This is a genomic window from Arthrobacter sp. K410C (genome assembly GCF_059090105.1).
Map to the genome: position 1 here is coordinate 422,083 of NZ_JBNHFJ010000001.1, position 17,953 is coordinate 440,035.

At 67.5% G+C, this 17,953-nt stretch carries 17 protein-coding genes; 5 read left to right on the forward strand and 12 right to left on the reverse strand.

Annotation, left to right across the window (positions count from 1 at the left end):
- Positions 1-36 precede the first annotated feature (36 nt).
- On the reverse strand, positions 37-453 hold the full coding sequence (locus AC5RU7_RS01975) for an MGMT family protein (protein WP_494050865.1): 417 nt from the start codon (positions 451-453) through the stop codon (positions 37-39).
- A gap of 63 nt (positions 454-516) precedes the next feature.
- On the opposite strand from AC5RU7_RS01975, the gene AC5RU7_RS01980 reads away from it, so the two are divergent.
- The 4 genes from AC5RU7_RS01980 (at position 517) to AC5RU7_RS01995 (ending at position 4,013) form a co-directional block, all read left to right on the forward strand.
- The gene (locus tag AC5RU7_RS01980; RefSeq protein WP_494008774.1) at positions 517-1,227 is read left to right on the forward strand and encodes a 3'-5' exonuclease; all 711 of its coding nucleotides are present in this window, start codon (positions 517-519) and stop codon (positions 1,225-1,227) included.
- Positions 1,228-1,562: 335 nt separating this feature from the next.
- The gene (locus AC5RU7_RS01985) at positions 1,563-2,498 is read left to right on the forward strand and encodes a substrate-binding periplasmic protein (RefSeq protein ID WP_494050866.1); all 936 of its coding nucleotides are present in this window, start codon (positions 1,563-1,565) and stop codon (positions 2,496-2,498) included.
- Between the two features lie 16 nt (positions 2,499-2,514).
- Positions 2,515-3,279, forward strand: coding sequence for an amino acid ABC transporter permease (locus AC5RU7_RS01990; protein WP_494050867.1), 765 nt, complete (start codon positions 2,515-2,517; stop codon positions 3,277-3,279).
- Entirely contained in the window at positions 3,276-4,013 is a 738-nt protein-coding gene (locus AC5RU7_RS01995) for an amino acid ABC transporter ATP-binding protein (protein ID WP_494008777.1), read from the forward strand. Before AC5RU7_RS01990 ends, AC5RU7_RS01995 begins: the two co-directional genes overlap by 4 nt.
- Before the next feature lie 121 nt (positions 4,014-4,134).
- Here AC5RU7_RS01995 and hemL read toward each other — a convergent pair whose 3' ends face one another.
- From hemL to hemE, 10 genes are all read right to left on the reverse strand, one after another.
- Complete coding sequence (gene hemL / locus AC5RU7_RS02000; RefSeq protein ID WP_494050868.1) at positions 4,135-5,466, reverse strand: glutamate-1-semialdehyde 2,1-aminomutase; 1,332 nt, start codon at positions 5,464-5,466, stop codon at positions 4,135-4,137.
- A 29-nt stretch (positions 5,467-5,495) separates the two neighbouring features.
- Positions 5,496-6,569, reverse strand: a complete 1,074-nt coding sequence (locus AC5RU7_RS02005) for an LLM class flavin-dependent oxidoreductase (protein ID WP_494050869.1) — start codon at positions 6,567-6,569, stop codon at positions 5,496-5,498.
- The gene (gene hemB / locus AC5RU7_RS02010; protein ID WP_494050870.1) at positions 6,569-7,549 is read right to left on the reverse strand and encodes a porphobilinogen synthase; all 981 of its coding nucleotides are present in this window, start codon (positions 7,547-7,549) and stop codon (positions 6,569-6,571) included. Before hemB ends, AC5RU7_RS02005 begins: the two co-directional genes overlap by 1 nt.
- An 11-nt stretch (positions 7,550-7,560) precedes the next feature.
- Positions 7,561-8,463 (reverse strand): uroporphyrinogen-III synthase, encoded by a 903-nt coding sequence (locus tag AC5RU7_RS02015; protein WP_494050871.1) that lies wholly within the window; start codon positions 8,461-8,463, stop codon positions 7,561-7,563.
- A 14-nt stretch (positions 8,464-8,477) separates the two neighbouring features.
- A complete protein-coding gene (gene hemC, locus AC5RU7_RS02020; protein ID WP_494008782.1) occupies positions 8,478-9,476 on the reverse strand; it encodes a hydroxymethylbilane synthase in 999 nt (332 codons plus the stop codon).
- Positions 9,473-10,735, reverse strand: coding sequence for a ferrochelatase (locus AC5RU7_RS02025; RefSeq protein WP_494050872.1), 1,263 nt, complete (start codon positions 10,733-10,735; stop codon positions 9,473-9,475). The genes hemC and AC5RU7_RS02025 overlap by 4 nt, the downstream gene beginning before the upstream one ends.
- A complete protein-coding gene (gene hemQ / locus AC5RU7_RS02030; RefSeq protein WP_494050873.1) occupies positions 10,732-11,433 on the reverse strand; it encodes a hydrogen peroxide-dependent heme synthase in 702 nt (233 codons plus the stop codon). Before hemQ ends, AC5RU7_RS02025 begins: the two co-directional genes overlap by 4 nt.
- 117 nt (positions 11,434-11,550) lie before the next feature.
- Complete coding sequence (locus tag AC5RU7_RS02035) at positions 11,551-12,528, reverse strand: hypothetical protein (RefSeq protein ID WP_494050874.1); 978 nt, start codon at positions 12,526-12,528, stop codon at positions 11,551-11,553.
- Positions 12,529-12,640: 112 nt separating this feature from the next.
- Positions 12,641-14,086: a protoporphyrinogen oxidase gene (gene hemG, locus AC5RU7_RS02040; protein WP_494050875.1), complete on the reverse strand. Its 1,446-nt coding sequence runs from the start codon at positions 14,084-14,086 to the stop codon at positions 12,641-12,643.
- Between the two features lie 3 nt (positions 14,087-14,089).
- A complete protein-coding gene (gene hemE, locus AC5RU7_RS02045) occupies positions 14,090-15,184 on the reverse strand; it encodes a uroporphyrinogen decarboxylase (RefSeq protein WP_494050876.1) in 1,095 nt (364 codons plus the stop codon).
- Positions 15,185-15,342: 158 nt separating this feature from the next.
- Here hemE and AC5RU7_RS02050 point away from each other — a divergent pair, with 158 nt between their 5' ends.
- A complete protein-coding gene (locus tag AC5RU7_RS02050) occupies positions 15,343-16,662 on the forward strand; it encodes a glutamyl-tRNA reductase (protein ID WP_494050877.1) in 1,320 nt (439 codons plus the stop codon).
- A gap of 70 nt (positions 16,663-16,732) precedes the next feature.
- On the opposite strand, the gene moeB is transcribed toward AC5RU7_RS02050, so the two are convergent.
- On the reverse strand, positions 16,733-17,932 hold the full coding sequence (gene moeB, locus AC5RU7_RS02055; protein ID WP_494050878.1) for a molybdopterin-synthase adenylyltransferase MoeB: 1,200 nt from the start codon (positions 17,930-17,932) through the stop codon (positions 16,733-16,735).
- Between the last annotated feature and the right edge of the window lie 21 nt (positions 17,933-17,953).

Here is a 17,953-nt window from a genome sequence, read left to right on the forward strand (position 1 = left end):
ATTCGTCACGTGGTCCCGTGAAGGGAAGAGTTACTGTCACACCGACATTCCATCATCAGCCACCGACAATCCCTGGAGCCGACGCTCCAGCGCCGCGGCGATGCCGTCCACCCTGTCCAGATCCCCGTCGGTCGGCTGCCAGCGAGCGGCGGACAGATCGACGCGCCACCGGCCCTCCCCGGTCCGGAGGAAGGACGCGAAGTCGCCTCGGAGCGGTGTTCCCTCATCCAGGTAGCGGCGGAGGGCCGCGGCTTCATGCCCCTCGGGAGCATGTCCGCTCGCCTTCAGCACACGCCACCAGGAAACACCACTGCCGTAATGGCTCAGCACCGCCCCCACCTGCCGCGGGCCCCCGGCCCCGAGCAGTTCGGAAACGTCGCCGTAGGACACAACGGACCCGGCTGGTACCAGCCCAACAACGGCCAGCACCGCCTCCACATACTCGATCCGCACTCATCCAATCTATCGGCAGTGGCGCTCCCGGGAATTGTCCGGGGTCCCCCTTAGCGTTGAAGCATGAGCACCTGGAACACCCTTCCCCGAGCAGCCTTCGATCTCGAAACCACAGGGCGGAACTCCCGTGCGGCCCGAATTGTCACAGCGTCGGTGACCGTCGTCGACCACCACGGCGAGGTCATCAAGGAACACGAGTGGCTGGCGGATCCGGGGGTGGAAATTCCCGTTGAAGCCAGCGATGTGCACGGAATCACCACGGAGCAGGCCCGGCGTGACGGGCGCCCCGCCCATGAAGTCACCAGGGAACTTGCAGGGGTCCTGCAAGAGTTGTTCGACGCCGGTGTTCCCGTCATTGCCTTCAACGCAAGCTACGACTTCACCGTGCTGGCGGCCGAGTCGGCCCGGTACGGGGTCCCACAGCTGACGCGGTTCCCGGTACTTGATCCCTACATTATGAATAAGCAGGTGGACCGCTACCGGAAGGGCAAGCGCACCCTCACGGCCCTGTGTGAGGAGTACGGCGTGGTCCTAGACAACGCCCACACGTCTGCCGCTGACGCCCTGGCCACACTGAAGGTCCTGGATGCAATGGCCGGCAAGTTCCCCAAACTGATGATGCCGGCCAGCCAGCTCCACCAGCTCCAGGTCGATTGGGCTGTCAGCCAGGCTGCGGACTTCCAGGGCTACCTCCGCAAGACCAAGCCCACCGCCGTGATCGAAGGTGATTGGCCGGTCCTGCCTCCACAGGATGCCAGCGTCGGCGGATTTTAGGCTTCAGCAGGGCCTGCCCCGCCGTAATGCGAGGCAAGTCACAGTGCAACCACTGCGCATTTCACTCTTGAAGGGGCCCCGCGAATTCGCCGGATCACCAAGCGGTCTCCCTGTTGCGCGTGCGGGAAGGGGAAGTTCCCGAATTAAATCCGGCTTCAGGCTGCCCTGCTCGTCCTTCGATTTCCTTAGCAGCGCATTTTCGATGAAGTGAGACAATAAAGTTTTGCGGTCACCCCTGCCCTGGCCATGCTTGACCAGCACGGGGCAGGTGCCAGGCGCCATCAGCGCAGCCTTGCGGCCCGGTTGACTTATGACTCAATGAAAGTGACAACCTGATGAAAATCAAAGCGATGAAGTGGCTGACTACCGCCCCCGTTGCTCTGGCCCTGGCGGTTTCCCTGGCCGCCTGCGGTTCAGGGTCCCCGGAGCCCGCCGGCACCCCCACCGATGCCCTCGCCGGCAGCGACCAGCAGACACTGGACAAGTACACCACTGCGGATGTCACCCCGATCGACCAGATCGACAAAACCAAGCTCGGCCTCAACACCGAAGGCAAGCTCGAAGTGGGCACCCTCTCGGACGCGCCGCCGAATATCTTCATCGACCCCTCCGGCAAGTTCACCGGCTACGACAACGAGCTCCTGCGCGCTATCGCCGCCAAGCTCGGTCTCGAGGTGGAATTTGTTGCCACGGACTTCTCGGCGCTCCTTTCCCAGGTGCAGACCAAGCAGTTCGACGTCGGGTCCTCCTCCATCTCCACCACCGAAGCCCGCCGCCAGAACGTCGGCTTCACCAACGGCTACGACTTCGGCTTCATGGCCGTCGTCGCCAAGACCGACGGCGACGTCAAGAGCTTCGATGACCTCACCTCCGACCTGCGCGTCGGCGTCGTCCAGGGCACCGTCCAGGACGACTACGTCACCAACACCCTGAAGATGGAACCGATCCGCTTCCCGGACTACGCCACCGTCTACGCCAACGTCCGCAACGGCCAGGTGGACGCCTGGGTGGCTCCGTCGCAGCAGGCTGAAGGCCAGGTCAAGGAAGGCGACGGCACCGCCATCGTCGAATCGAAGATCAACACCGAGAACTTCACCGCCTACGCCGTGGCCAAGGACAACCAGCCGTTGATCGACGCGCTGAACTCGGGCCTGGACGCCGTAATCGAGGACGGGACCTGGTCCAAGCTGACCAAGGAGTGGTACCCGGACCGCGAAATGCCGACTGACTGGAAGCCGGGCAGCAAGGCCGCCACGGTTCCCCAGAGCTGATTGAGCCGGGACGTTTATGGATCTCCTGGACCAGCTTGCCGACACCTTCTTCAACTGGGAGGAAATGACCAAAGTCATTCCCGCCCTGTTCATGGTGGGCCTGCCCAACACCCTGATGCTGGCCATTGCCTCAGGCATCTTTGGATCCCTGCTGGGGCTGCTGCTGGCCATGATGGGCATTTCCCGCAACGCGGGGGCCCGGTGGGCGGCACGCATTTACACCGACATCTTCCGCGGCCTGCCGGCCATCCTGGTGATCCTGGTGATCGGCATCGGCCTCAGTCCGATCGCCAGGGAAATCACGGGTTCGCGGAACCCGTATCCCCTGGGGATCCTGGCCCTGACCCTGATCGCCGCCGCCTACATCGGCGAGATCTTCCGGTCTGGTATCCAGAGCGTTGAGAAGGGCCAGCTGGAGGCCTCGCGGGCCCTCGGGTTCAGCTACGGCAGCTCCATGCGCCTGGTAGTGGTGCCCCAGGGCATCCGGCGGGTCCTTCCCGCCCTGGTGAACCAGTTCATCTCGCTGCTGAAGGACTCCTCGCTGGTGTTCATGCTGGGCCTGGCTGCCTCCGACCGTGAGATCTTCCGGATCGGCAACGATGCCATGGCCAACACCGGCAACCTGTCACCGCTGGTGGCCGCCGGTGTCCTATACCTGATCCTGACCGTCCCGCTCACCCACTTCGTGAACTTCATCGACCACCGGCTGCGTACCGGCAAGCCGGAGAAGAAGGAGCCGGACGAACTGGCAGCACCTATCGGCAAGGGGGCACACGCATGACGGAATTCGCTTCCGGAACCCTGACCGGCAAGAACCTGCACCTATCGTTTGGCCACAACCACGTTCTGCGCGGGATCGACCTGCACGTGGAAAAGGGCACCACAGCCTCGGTCATCGGCCCGTCCGGGTCCGGCAAGTCCACGCTGCTGCGCGTCATGAACCGCCTGATCGAGCCCGACCAGGGTGACATCCTGCTGGATGGGCGTTCCGTCCTGAAGGATAACCCGGACGAACTCCGGCAGCGGATCGGCATGGTGTTCCAGCAGTTCAACCTGTTCCCGCACAAGACCGTGGTGGACAACGTGTCGCTGGCCCTCCGTAAGCTCCGGAAGCTGCCCAAGGACCAGGCCCGTGCCGAAGCCCTGGAGCAGCTGGACCTGGTGGGCCTGAAGCACAAGGCCGATTCCCGTCCGGCCAACCTGTCCGGCGGCCAGCAGCAGCGCGTGGCGATTGCCCGGGCTCTGGCCATGAAGCCGGAGGTCATGTTCTTCGATGAGGCCACGTCGGCCCTTGACCCCGAACTGGTCAAGGGTGTCCTCGCCCTCATGGCGGACCTGGCGAAGGGCGGCATGACCATGGTGGTGGTGACCCACGAAATGGGCTTCTCCCGCAACGTCTCGGATAACGTCACGTTCATGGACGCGGGTGTCGTGGTGGAGTCCGGTCCGCCGGAGCAGATTTTCACCGCACCGCGCACCGACCGGCTTAAGGGCTTCCTTTCGGACGTCCTCTAGCCGAAGACAAGAAATCCCCGCGTCCCGGGCCTTTCCCCCCACACATGGTGGGTGGATTGGTCCGGGACGCGGGGATTTGCCGTTTAAGCCGGCGACGGCGGAACCCGCCCGGCGGCCGGAATTACGGCCGGGCCGCAGCGGCTGCCGCTGCCGCGGCGGGCAGGGCGTCGAAAATCCGGTTCATAGCGGCGTCGTCGTGGGCTGCGGAGAGGAACCAGGCCTCGAACACCGACGGCGGCAGGTAGACGCCGGACTCCAGCATGGAGTGGAAGAATGTCGCGTACCGGAAAGCCTCCTGGGCTTGGGCGTCGGCGTAGTTGTGGACGCCGTGCCTGGAGGTTCCGAAGGCCACCGAGAACAGGTTTCCGGCGAACTGGATGGAGTGGTCCACCCCGGCGGCGTCCAGGGCGCTGGAAAGAGCCGAGGACAGTTCCAGCGAGCGGGTGTCAATGTAGGAGTAGACGTCGCGGGTGGCGTTGGTCAGTGTGGCAACACCGGCGGCCATGGCAACCGGGTTTCCGGACAGCGTTCCCGCCTGGTAGACGGGCCCTGTGGGAGCCAGGTGGTCCATGACGTCGGCGCGTCCGCCAAGTGCCGCCGTCGGCATGCCGCCGCCAATGACCTTGCCGAATGTGAGCAGGTCCGGGGTCCAGGGATCGGCGGCGTCGGGCGCTCCGCCGGTCAGTCCCCAGTAGCCGGAGTAGCCGGTGCGGAAGCCCGTGAGCACCTCGTCCACGATGAGCAGGGCCCCGTGTTCCCGGGTGATCCTGGACAGCCCCAGGTTGAAGCCCTCTTCCGGGGTCACCACGCCCATGTTGGCCGGGGCGGCCTCGGTAATGACGGCTGCGATGTTGGGGCCGTGCGCAGCGAATGCTTCCTTGACGGCGGTGAGGTCGTTGTACGGCAGGACCAGGGTTTCCGCGGCGGTCGCCTCGGTGACACCTGCGGAACCTGGCAGGGCGAGGGTTGCGACGCCGGACCCGGCTGATGCCAGCAACCCGTCCAGGTGGCCGTGGTAGCAGCCCGCGAACTTGATGATCAGGTTGCGCCCCGTGAAGCCGCGGGCCAGCCGGACGGCGGTCATTGTGGCTTCGGTGCCGGTGGACACCATCCGGAGGCGTTCGACGGCGGGCACGCGTTCCTTGACGATTTCGGCCAGGTTGGCCTCGTCCGGAGTGGAGGCGCCGAAGGACAGTCCGCGGTCAACCGCGGCATGGACCGCGTCCAGCACGGCCGGGTGTGCGTGGCCCAGCAGCGCAGGGCCCCAGGAGCAGACCAGGTCAACGTATTCCTTGCCGTCCGCGTCCGTCAGGTAGGCGCCCTTGGCGGCCACCATGAAGCGGGGCGTTCCGCCCACGGAGCCGAAGGCGCGGACGGGCGAGTTGACGCCGCCCGGCATCAGCTGGCGGGCGCGGTCGAATAATGCCTCGTTGCGAGGATTGCTGGAAGTCATGGTTCCTATTCTCTCAGTTAGCCGGCATGTCAGCTGCCGAGTAGTTCCGCCACCTTGGGCGCCACCGCCGTTCCCATCAGCTCAATCGAGCGCATCATTGCCGAATGCGGCAGTGGCCCGCTGCTGTACTTCAGGTCGAAGCGGTCCACCCCCAGGTTCTGCTTGAGCAGGGCAATCTTCCGGGCCACCGTCTCCGGGGAGCCGACGTACAGGGCGCCCTCCGGTGCGCACATGGCGTCGAACTCGGGACGGCCGGCAGGGCCCCAGCCGCGTTCGGCGCCCAGCCGGTTCCGCAACGTGAGCCAGTGCGGATAGAACTCCTCGCGCGCCTGCTCGTCCGTGGGGGCGACGTGCCCCGGCGAATGCGTGGCCATCTGCTGCATCGGGTGCCCATATTTAGCCATGGCCTCGCGGTACAGGTCTGCCAGCCGACGGAAAGCACGCGGCTGGCCGCCGATGATGGCGAAGATGATCGGGTAGCCGTAGTGGGCGCACCGGAGCACCGATTCAGGGGTGCCGCCGACGCCGATCCAAGTGGGCAGCAGGTGGTGTTCCAGGGGTGGGTAGACGCTGAGCCCGGCCAGGGCCGGCCGTGTCCGTCCTTCCCAGTGGACCGGCTGCTGCAAACGCACCTTGCTGAACAGTTCCAGCTTCTCCTCGAAGAGGACCTCGTAATCGGCGAGGTCGAACCCGAAGAGGGGGAACGATTCCACGAACGAGCCGCGGCCCAGCATGACCTCGGCGCGGCCGTTGGAGATGGCGTCCACCGTTGAGAAGCGCTGGAAGACACGGATGGGATCGTCCGAGCTGAGGACGGTGACGGCCGAACCCAGGCGGATCCTGGTGGTGCGGGCCGCCGCAGCAGCCAGGAAGACTTCCGGCGCGGATACCGCGTAGTCCTTCCGGTGGTGCTCCCCCACACCGAAGGCGTGAAGTCCGACGGCGTCCGCAAGGTCGGCCTGTTCCAGCAGCTGCCGCAGGACTTCGGCATGCGCCTGCGGGGAGCCGTCCTTTTTCACCCCGACGTCACCGAACGTGTTGAGGCCCAGCAGGATGCGGTCCTCCCCTACAGGTTCGGTGGGTCCCGCGGGCAGCTCCGTCATCAGGATTCCTTCAGCCAGCCGGCCAGCTCCGCGGCCCAGTACGTCAGCACCATGCCCGCACCGGCCCGGCGGATGCCCAGCACGGATTCGGTGATGGCCGCCCGCCTGTCGATCCAGCCGTTGGCGGCCGCGGCCTCGATCATGGCGTACTCCCCTGAAATCTGGTACGCCGCCACCGGCACCGGGCTCATGGCGGCGACGTCGGCCACGATGTCCAAGTAGCTCATGGCCGGCTTGACCATCACGATGTCGGCACCCTCGGCCAGGTCCAGTTCCACTTCCCGCAGCGCCTCGGTGCGGTTTCCTGCATCCATCTGGTAGGTCCGCCGGTCGCCCTTGAGCTGGGAATCGACCGCCTCGCGGAACGGTCCGTAGAAGGCGGAGGCGTACTTGGCCGAGTAGGCGATGACCGCCGTGCTCGTGTGCCCGGCTCCATCCAGGGCGGTCCGGATGGCGGCGATCTGTCCGTCCATCATGCCGGAGGGTCCAAGCATGTGGGCGCCGGCGTCCGCCTGTGCCACGGCCATGCGCGCGTAGATTTCCACGGTGCGGTCGTTGTCGACGTAGCCGTCGTCGTCGAGCACCCCGCAGTGGCCGTGGTCGGTGAACTCGTCCAGGCACACGTCGCTCATGATCACCAGGCTGTCCCCCACCTCGGCGCGAACGTCGCGGATGGCCTTGTTCAGCACTCCGTCGGGGTCCAGCGAGGCCGAGCCCTCGGCGTCGCGGTTTTCCGGGATGCCGAACAGCATGATGCCGCCCAGCCCCAGCTCGGCGGCCTCGGTGGCGGCGCGCTTCAGGGTGTCCGTGGTGTGCTGCACCACCCCCGGCATGGAAGTGATGGGGTTCGGTTCGGTGAGCCCTTCCCGGATGAAGGCGGGAAGGATGAGCTCGGCCGGCGCCAGGCGTGTTTCGGCGGTCAGCCGGCGCATGGCGGGCGTGGTCCGAAGGCGGCGGGGGCGTTGGCTGGGGAATGTCATGGTCCTGTCCTTCACGTTGTTCCGGGTGGATTCGGGTGCGGTGCCCCGCCGGAACCGGCGGTTCCAAGGGCAGCCCCGACGGCAGCTACGAGTCCCTCCGGCGTCGGCTCAGCCGCCACGGCCGCCACCTGCAGGCCAAGCGCGGCGGCCTGTTCCGCCGTCGAACGCCCGATGACCACAAGCCGGCAGCCGCGCAGCGGCGCCAGGTCTGCGATCCGGCGCACGGCGCTGGGTGAGGCTGCGAGCACGGCGTCGATACTTCCGTCCGCGATCCCCGCCCGGGCCGCTGCCGGCGAAAGCAGGGAGTACGACGGCGGCACGCGGCCCGCGTCCCCGTCCTCCACCGAAACGGCGAGCCTGCGCTCGGCTGCCGCGGGGTAGCCGACCGTCCGGTAGGCGGCCACCACCGTGACTTTGCTGCCTGCGGCGTCGAGCCCCTCAGCAAGCGCGGGCGCCGCGATGTCGGCCTGTGGCAGCAGGACCCTCCCGTCGCCGGGCCAGACCTCGAGCAGTCCGGCGGCGGACTGCTCGCTGCGCGGCGTCAGGTCCACCGCCAGGCCGTTGGACTCCAGGAGCCTCCGGGTGGCTGGTCCCACGGCAGCAATCCGGGTACCGGCGGGGACCCACTGGCGCAGGGAAAGGCCGCGGTCCCGGGCTTTGCCGAGGAGCACATGGACAGTGGTTGCGCTGGTGAGCACTAGCCAATCGAACGCGCCGGCTCCCAGTGCGTCACAGGCCACGTCCAGGGAATGCTGGTCCGGTGCCTGTTCGAAGTCGATGAGCGGCAGGAGCATGGCGGTGGCCCCGGCTTTTTCCAGCGCAGCCACGAGTTCCAGTGACCGCTCCGGGCTCCGGGTGATCAGGACCCGGGCGCCGGCCAGCGGCTTGCCCGCCCCTGATGTTCCTGCAGGCACTCCCCCGGGCAAGGTCAGGATGCCTGGAGGTCTGCGATGTCGGCGGCACCGGCGGCAAGGAGGACCTCGGCCAGTTCGATGCCCAGAAGGGTGGCGCCCACCTCGGTCAGCCCGTCGGTTGCCCGCTTGTCGCGGACGGACGCGGTGCCGTCCACGGCGCAGACGACGCCTTCGAGGTGCAGCATGCTGCCCTTCCGGTAGGCGTACGCGCCCACCGGAGCCGCGCAGCCGGCTTCCAGCCGGGCCAGCATGGCCCGCTCCGCCGTGACGGCGAGCCGGGTGTCCGGGTCGTCCAGCGCGGCGAGGGCCTGGGCCAGCACGGCCTGGGACCCTTCGGTTGAGCCGGGCTTCCGCGGGGCGTCGGCGGTGCGGCACTCGATGGCCAGGGATCCCTGCCCGGCGGCCGGGAGCATGACGTCGGTCTCCAGGAATTCGCTGACGGCATCCAGCCTGTTGATGCGCTCCAGGCCTGCGGCAGCAAGCACCACGGCGTCGAGGTCGCAGGACTTGCCGGGCACCACCTGGTCCGTGGTGTTGCCCGGAAGCCCGGGAACCCGGCCCAGGCGGGTGTCCACGTTGCCGCGGATGTCCAGGATCTCCAGGTCGGGCCGGGCCGCGCGGAGCTGTGCTGCACGGCGGGGCGAACCGGTGCCCACCGTGGCGCCGGCGGGCAGATCGGCCAGTTTCAGCCCGTCCCGGGCGCAGAGGACGTCGCGGACGTCAACGCGGCGCGGGGTGGCCGCCAGGCTGAGCCCCACGGCTGCCCCGGTGGGAAGGTCCTTCAGGGAGTGGACGGCCACATCGCATTCGTTCCGCAGCAGCGCGTCCCGCAGCGCTGCCACGAAGACCCCGGTGCCGCCCATCTGCGACAGCGAGCCGGTGAGGACGTCGCCGTCGCTCCTGATGTGGACGAGCTCCACGGGAAAACCTCCGACGGCGGCCAGCTGGTCCGCGGTCTGCTGCGTCTGCGTCAGGGCCAGTTTGCTGGCGCGGGTTCCGATCCGGACAGTCACTGCTGCGCTGCTCCTTGCGATGCTTCCGTCTGCGCCGGCACGGCGGGGTAAGGGTCATGGCCCGTCCCCACGGTGGTGTCGGCACCGGCGATGGTGGGCTTTTCGCCGCGGAAGTTCGCGCAGCAGCCTGGCCGGCAGACGTCGTACCAGGGGCCGAGGTCCGTCACTGCCGGACGTTCGCTGATGTGGTTGGCCTCGGTGCGTTCGCAGATGAGGTCCACCATGCCGTTGACGAACTTGCGGTGGGTGCCCGGGGTGGGAACGCGGGTGGCGGCCAGGCCCAGGTTGGCGCAGGTCTCCAGCGCTTCGGTGTCCAGGTCCCAGACAACCTCCATGTGGTCGCTGACGAAACCGAGCGGCACGATGACGATGCCCCTGGTCCCCTTGCCGGCGAGTTCCTCGATGGCGTCATTGATGTCGGGTTCAAGCCACGGCACGTGCGGGGCGCCGGAGCGCGACTGGTAGACCAGCGACCACGGCGCCGTGAGGCCGGATTCCTCCTCCACCCGCTGCATCACGGCCGCGGCGGTGGCGAGGTGCTGCGCCACATAGGCCGAGCCTTCCTCGAATTCGCGGGGCTCGCCGTCGGACTTGCCGGCAGCTTCGGCATCCCGGGTGGGGATGGAGTGGGTGGCGAAGAGGATCTGGACGGGGGCATCCGGGGTTCCGGCTTCAGCCAGCTTGGCACGGACCTCGGCGAGGCCGGCGGCGGTCCCTTCCACGAACGGCTCCACGAATCCGGGGTGGTCGAAGTACTGGCGGACCTTGTCCACTTCCAGGCGTCCGTCCAGTCCGGTCTCGGTCAGCGCCATGCCGATGTCCTCGCGGTACTGGCGGCAGCTGGAGTAGCAGGAGTAGGCACTTGTGGTGATCATCAGCAGGCGGCGGTGGCCGGCGTCGTACGCGTCCTGAAGTGTCTCCGGAATGTAGGGGGCCCAGTTGCGGTTGCCCCACAGCACGGGGAGGCTGATGCCGCGGGCGGCCAGCTCGGCCTCGAGTGCTGCCTTGAGCTCACGGTTCTGCTGGTTGATGGGGCTGATGCCGCCGTTTGCGCGGTAGTGGTGCGAGACCTCCTCCAGCCGCTCGTCCGGGATCCCGCGGCCGCGGGTGACGTTGCGGAGGAAGGGAATCACATCCTCCTGGCCCTCGGGACCGCCGAAGGAGGCGAGGAGTACGGCGTCGTAGTTCTTGGGGGCCATCCGGCCCGCCTCCGTCACGGGATTGACGGCGGTGGCGCCCTGGGGATCGAGGGGGCTCATGCCAGCACCTCGGCTACCTCGTCGGCGGAGATCCGGCGGCCGGTGTAGAACGGGACTTCCTCGCGGACGTGGTTGCGCGCCTCGGTGGCGCGCAGGTGCCGCATGAGGTCCACCAGGTCAACGAGTTCGGGGGCCTCCAGGCCGAGGATCCATTCCCAGTCGCCGAGCGCGAAGGAGGACACGGTATTGGAAATGACCTGGGGGAAGTCCCGGCCCAGCAAGCCGTGGTCACGGAGCATCTTGCCGCGCTCCTCCTCCGGCAGGATGTACCACTCGTAGGAGCGGACGAACGGGTAGACGCACAGCCACTCCGCCGGGGTGACGCCGCGGGAGAAAGCAGGCGTGTGGTTCTTGGCGAACTCCGCCTCGCGGTGCACGCCCATCGCCGACCAGACGATCTCGGTTCCGGCGAAGAGCGAGCTGCGGCGGATATCGCGGATGGCCTGCTGGAGGGCCTCCGGCTTGGGCCCGTGAAGCCACACCATGACGTCCGCATCGGCGCGCATGGCGGAGACGTCATAGCTGCCGCGGTGGGTCACGTGCCCCTCAGCCAGGCGCTGCAACAGGGCCTCGAAATCGGCGGCGGCATCGGCGCTGCGGACCACTGCCTCCGACCGTTTGAAGACAGTCCAGAGGGTAAAAAACTGCTCGGCTGATTCTTCGGTTTTAGTGACAGATTCGGCAGAAGTGTGGCTCATGGTTACAAGTTTGCCCTTTAGTACCCGCCAAGTCGAAACCAAGAACTTCTACAACCCGTAGAAGTGGCCAAGATCACACCGGGCCTCCGTTTCCCCTCTATCCCAGTCGCTCCGGCGTTAGAGATTGCGCAGGCGGAAGAGCACCAGGCCAGCCGCACCTGCCACACCCACCAGTCCGGACCCGAGCCACACCATGGCACTGCGCGGCTCCGGCTGGGCCTTGAGCGTGGCGCTGCTCCGCGCACCGGCGCCGGTGCTGTACGGCGTCCACGCCGAGTGGGCCCGGGGTGTGCTGTACAGTGGCGCGCCGCCAGCTTGGCTGCCGGGCGCCGCACCTGCCGCCGGGTTTGTGGCCGGGCCGGTGGAATGCGACTGCTGGGCCGCCGGAGCCTTTGCGGATGCACTGGACGCAGCGGCGACGGAACCAGACGGCGTTTGGCTGGCATCTGCAGCGGCGGGGGTCCCTGCGGCCGTGGTCCCCGGAACGGCCGGGGCAGTGGGGGCTGTCGACGCTGCGGCCGCGGACGCCGCCGGTGACGAAGCCGGGCCGGTCTGCGATGCCGCGGCGCCATATTTCGTTTGCGTTGGAGCGGCTGCAGGTGCGGTGCCGGTGGATGGAGCCGCAGGAGGGGTACTGCCCGTCGGAGCGTAGGAAGGCGACGGTGTTGGCGTGGGGACCGCCGTCGCGGTCGGGGAAGGGGTAGCGGTTACCGCCGGAAGGAGTGCCGGGGGCAAAGACAGCACCATGGCGGAGGGCGATGCCGACGGACGCGGAACAGCGGTCTCCTGCGCGGACTTGTCCTTGCCTGACCCCTTGCCGCTGGAGTCCTTCCCGTCCTTGTCCTGGCCCGGCGCTGCCTGCAGGGCCTCACCGGCGCTGCGCCGCTCGGATGCCTCCGGCGGCTGGGAGCCTTTTTCCTGCGCCAGCGGAATTGTGGGGCTGCCGGGATCAGCCAGCCTTTCGTCTGCTTGGGACGCCGTGGCGCCTGTGGCTAGAACCAGTACCGCTCCGATCGCCGCTGCATAACTGCCGCGCCGGATTCCCCCATGGATACCGGTCCGGGACATTGAAAGCTCGGACCTGTTGTGAACCATAGTCATCGACCCTAACCATGGAGCAGAAGGAATTGAAAGCCGGTGAAACGGGGTTGGACCAACCGCCGGATACGCCGTTTGCACTCAACCCCGCGCTGACCAGCGAAGACGTTCAGCTTGCGAGGTTCCGGATCTGTTGTTGCGTGTCGGACACCACGGCGGCGAGCCCGTTGCCGGCAACCCAGCCGCCCACCACGGCAAGGCCGCCCGCCGCGTTGCAGGCTTCACGGATGGCCGCCACCCTCGCGCGGTGGCCAACGGCGGCGAACGGCAGGGCCCCGCGCCAGCGGACCACGTCCCAGTCAAGGATGGTTTCCCTGCTGATGTCCACAGCCAGCAGGGCTGAGGCGTCGCACAGTGAGGCGGCCAGGAGTTCATCGTCCGTTTCGGGACCGGCCGGCTGCCCCCCAACGCCGTCCACGCGGCCATAGGACAGCCGCAGGACGTGCCGGCCGGGGCCCGCAGCTGCGGCCAGCCAGTCCCACTTGCCCGTGGCGTGCGTCAGCGCCTTCGCCGCAATCCCCGGGGTCTGCGGTGCCACCAGGACGCCTGTGCCGCGGGGGCGGCGGTCGAGGGCGGGATTGTCCAGCACCAGGGTCACGAGCTTGACGTCGGGCCCGGGTGCCGGTTTCTTGCCGGCGACGGCGGGCACCGGTCCGGCCAGGAGGTCGACGGCGGCTGGACCGTCCACCGCCACCACCAGCAGGTTCGCGTCGAAGGCCAATCCGGTCGACTGTATGTGCCACCCGTCCAGAGTGCGGTTTATAGCGACAGCGGGTGTGCCGGACAGCAGGGCGACTCCCTCCCCGCGAACGGCTTCCATCAGCGCGGTGACCAGCGTGTGCATGCCGCCTTCCAGGCCGGCGACGGCGGAGCCGGCTTTGGCGGGTTGCCTTTCAGCGGACGCAGCTGCCGGGGCGGCGCTGCTCCGCTGGGCGGCAACGGCGGCTGCGAGGGAACCGTGCTGCCGGAGGCGGGCGCGGAGCCCGGGAGCTACCATGTCAACGTCGAGCAGCCCGGGATCGGCCGAGTGGACGCCTCCCACCACGGGGGCGACCAACCGCTCCAGGACCCGGGTGCCCATCCGGGCTTGCACCAGGGCTGACACGCTGGTCACCTCCTGCCCGGTTCCAACCGAGGCCGGCAGGATCCGGTCCAGGGACGCCCGGAGGGAACCCAGCAGCCCAAGGGAACGCCGGACCTCCGGGTCCCAGGGGTTGGCGGGGATGCCCAGCACGCCCGTCTTGGGCAGTTCCCGCGGACCTTCCGGCAACTGGACCCACGCACCTCCCGGCCGGGGACTAACGATGTTGCCGCCAAGCCCAAGCTCGGCGGCCAGGCTTGCGACGGCGTCGGACCTTGTGGCGAAGGACTCGGCGCCGCTGTCCAGGGTGAGGCCGGCCACCACATGGCTGCCCACGCAGCCGCCCCACTCATTGCCGGCTTCCAGGACGGTGACCCGGTATCCCGCGAGAGCCAGTTCCCGCGCGGAGAGCAGTCCGGAGATGCCGCCGCCCACCACCAGCGCGGTCTGTGCCGTGGCCGGCGCGCTGCCCACGGACTACTCCGGGGAAATGGAGTGGATGAGCTTGACCACCCGGGTCAGGACATCGGGGTCCGTCTCGGGGGGCACGCCGTGGCCCAGGTTCACAACGTGTCCGGGTGCCGACGAGCCTGCCGCAATGACCTCGCGGACGTGGGCTTCAAGGATTTCCCAGGGGGCCGGAAGCAGGGCGGGATCAATGTTTCCCTGCAGCGGTACGGTGCCGCCCAGGCGGCGGTTGGCTTCGTCAAGGGGCAGCCGGTAGTCCACGCCCACCACGTCGACACCCACATCCTTCATGGCCACCAGGAGCTCCGAAGTTCCGGTGCCGAAATGGACCAGCGGGGCGCCGAGGTGCCGCACGTGGTCCAGCGCACGGGTTGAGGCAGGCGCGACGTACCGGGTGTAGTCGGCCAGGCCCAGGGATCCGGCCCAGGAGTCGAACAGCTGGCCCGCGGAGGCTCCTGCCTCAAGCTGTGCCCGGAGGAACATCCCGGACGCGTCCGCAGCCCAGTTGGCCAGGGCGGACCAGGTCTCCGGGTCAGCGTGCATCATGGTGCGCGGCCCCAGGTGGTCACGGGAGGGCTTGCCCTCCACCATGTAGGCAGCCAAAGTGAAAGGGGCGCCGGCAAAACCGATCAGGGGGGTCTTGCCGAGCTCGGCCACCGTCAGCCGGACGGCTTCCCGGATGGGTTCCAGCGCCTCCCAGGTCAGCTGCGGCAGCGCTGCCACATCGGCTGCCGTGCGGACGGGCTTATCAAGGACAGGACCTACTCCCGGAACGATGTCCACGCCCACGCCGGCGAGCTTCAGCGGGATGACGATATCGGAGAAGAAAATGCCTGCGTCAACGTCGTGCCGGCGGACCGGCTGGAGCGTGATCTCAGACGCCAGCTCCGGCCGCAGGCAGGAGTCCAGCATGGCAATGCCCTCACGGACCTTGAGGTACTCGGGCAGGGAACGCCCCGCCTGCCGCATGAACCAGACGGGACGGCGGGAGGGTTTGCCGCCGCGGTAGGCGGTGATCAGCGGGGATTCCGCGGTGCGGCCGTCCAGCAGCGGATGGTCAGCGGCAAGGGCGCCGGCAGCAGAGACGGCAGGGCTAGAAGTCATGCCATTGATTCTGCCGAAGATCAGCGCCAAAAGATAACGACAGCCTGTCATCCCGCAGCCAAATTTCCCGTCGTGGCAGGAATCACAAGCCCGGGTACCCCCGGGACTGGGCAGGGAGTTGTTCTACCGAGGAACGAAAAAGCTATGATTGGTCTGCTGTGGTTCTTTTTTCATTGGTGGCTACACACGCCGACATCGATCTTGAGACCGTTGCTCAGTTGAGCAACGGTTCCTCCGGGATTGCCACGAACGCCCTCTCCGGATCGCCGGCCGTGACGGGTGCGGTTGTCCTTGCCACCTGCAACCGTTACGAGATCTATGGCGAGGCGCCCCATCCGGATGACGTAGAGGCCGCCCGGGCAGCGCTAGTCGCCCAGATCAGCGAAGCCAGTGGCCTGAGTGAACCGCTGGTATCCCGCTCCTTCAGCACCCGCACCGGCCCTGAAGTAACCCAGCACCTCTTCGCCGTCAGCGCAGGGCTGGACTCCGCCGTCGTCGGTGAACGGGAAATCGCAGGCCAGGTTCGCCGCGCACTCATTACCGCCCAGCATGAAGGCACCGCAAGTGCGGGTCTGGTCCGGCTGTTCCAGGCCGCCTCCAAAACCGCCAAGGACGTGGGCGCCCAGACGGCGCTCGGTTCACGCGGACTGTCCATCGTGTCCGTGGCCCTGGACCTTGCAACAGATCTTTCTGAAAACCCGGACTGGTCCACCAAGAAGGTGGTGGTCTTCGGAACAGGAGCCTACGCCGGCGCCACCATGGCACTGCTCCGCGAACGCGGCTGCACGGACATCTCCGTGTTCTCCTCCTCCGGCCGGGCCGAAGGATTCGTCGCCACGCGCGGCGGCACCGCCCTCGACGACGATTCGCTCAATCCCGCCGTTGCCGCGGCGGACGTCATGATCGGCTGCAGCGGTTCGGACTCCCGGGTGGAGGCCGATGAACTGGCCCAGGTCCGCGCCAACTCCCCGCAGCCGCTGATCGCCATCGACCTGGCCCTCACCCACGACTTCGACCCCGCCGTCGGCGATCTGGACGGCGTCGAACTCCTCACCCTGGAATCGGTCCGCCTCGCCGCACCGCAGGAACAGGCCGAATCGCTGGCCCAGGCAAGCAGCATCGTCAAGGGTGCCGCCACGGCTTTTGAACAGGAACGCGAGGCCCGGTCCGTGGATTCCGCCATTGTTGCCCTCCGCCGCCACACCATGAACGTCCTGGACGCCGAAATGGAAAAAGTCCGGGCCCGGCACGGCTGCACCGCCGCTGCCGAGGAAGTGGAGTTCGCACTCCGCCGCATGGTCAAGCAGCTGCTGCACGTGCCTACGGTCCGCGCCCGGGAACTGGCGGCCAACGGCCAACAGGACGAGTACGTGGCGGCCCTGGAGGCCCTCTACGGCATCACCGTGGAGCAGCCCGCCGCCCGCCCGTCCGCCCAGGCAGATTGCCCAGTGGACCATCGGGGCCTCGAAAGCGCCTGAACCACACATGCTCTATCAGATATGGCTCCCAAAATCCTGTTTTGGGAGCCATAGCTGATAGGGCAGCGGGTCAGTAAACGGGCTTGTGCGGTTCCACCTCGCGCACCCATGAGATGATGCCGCCGTCGAGATGGCTGACGCGCTGGTAGCCCGCCTTCTGCGCTGCCGCCAGGACGTTGGCCGACCGTGTCCCTGCCTTGCAGAGAAACACGATGTCCCGGTCCTGCGGAATCTCCGCCCACGCGTCGCCCGCCAGGATCCGGCCCTGCGGGATCAGGACTGCGCCGTCGATCCGGACGATCTCGAATTCACCGGGCTCCCGGACGTCCACCAGCTCAAAATCCTTGAGCCCGGCTTTCCGGGACGCCAGCATGGTGGCCAGCTGCGTTGCGGTCACAGTGTGTTCGGTGTCCGACGGCGCCGCCGGCGTGATGCCGCAGAAGGCCTCATAGTCCGTCAGCTCCGTGATGGGTTCCGCCGCGGGATCCTTCGATACCCGGATCTCCCGCCAGCTGCCGCCCAGGGCGTCGAACAGCGCCACACGGCCCAGGAGCGAACGCCCGACGCCGGTGATCAGCTTGACTGCCTCCGTCACCATCATCGACCCCACGGCCGCGCACAGCATGCCGAAGACTCCACCCTCGCCGCAGGAGGGAACAGAGCCCGCGGGCGGCGCTTCGGGGTAGAGATCGCGGTAGGTGGGCCCGTACTTTTCCCAGAACACGCTGACCTGGCCGTCGAACCGGAAGATGGAGCCCCAGACGTAGGGCTTGCCCAGGATGGCTGCGGCGTCGTTAACCAGGTAACGGGTGGCAAAGTTATCCGCCCCGTCAAGGATCAGGTCGTAGCCGGCGAACAGTTCCAGGGCGTTGGAGGCGTCCAGCCGGACATCGTGGAGGCGGACGTCCACCAGCGGGTTGAGCGCGGCGATGGCGTCCCTGGCCGATTCGATCTTGGGCCTGCCGACGTCGGACACACCATGGATGACCTGGCGTTGCAGGTTGCTGAGATCAACGGCGTCGTCGTCAATGATCCCGATCGTTCCCACGCCGGCCGCCGCCAGGTAAAGCAGCGCAGGTGATCCCAGCCCGCCGGCGCCGATCACCAGGACTTTCGCGTTCTTGAGCCGCCGCTGCCCAATGGTCCCGATCTCGGGAATGATGAGGTGCCGCGAATAGCGCTCCACCTCGGCAGGGGTCAGCTCACCAGCCGGTTCCACCAGGGGATCCAGGGAAACAGAGGAAACATTTGCGGTGAAAGTCGAAGCCATACTTCAATGTATGCCCAGGGA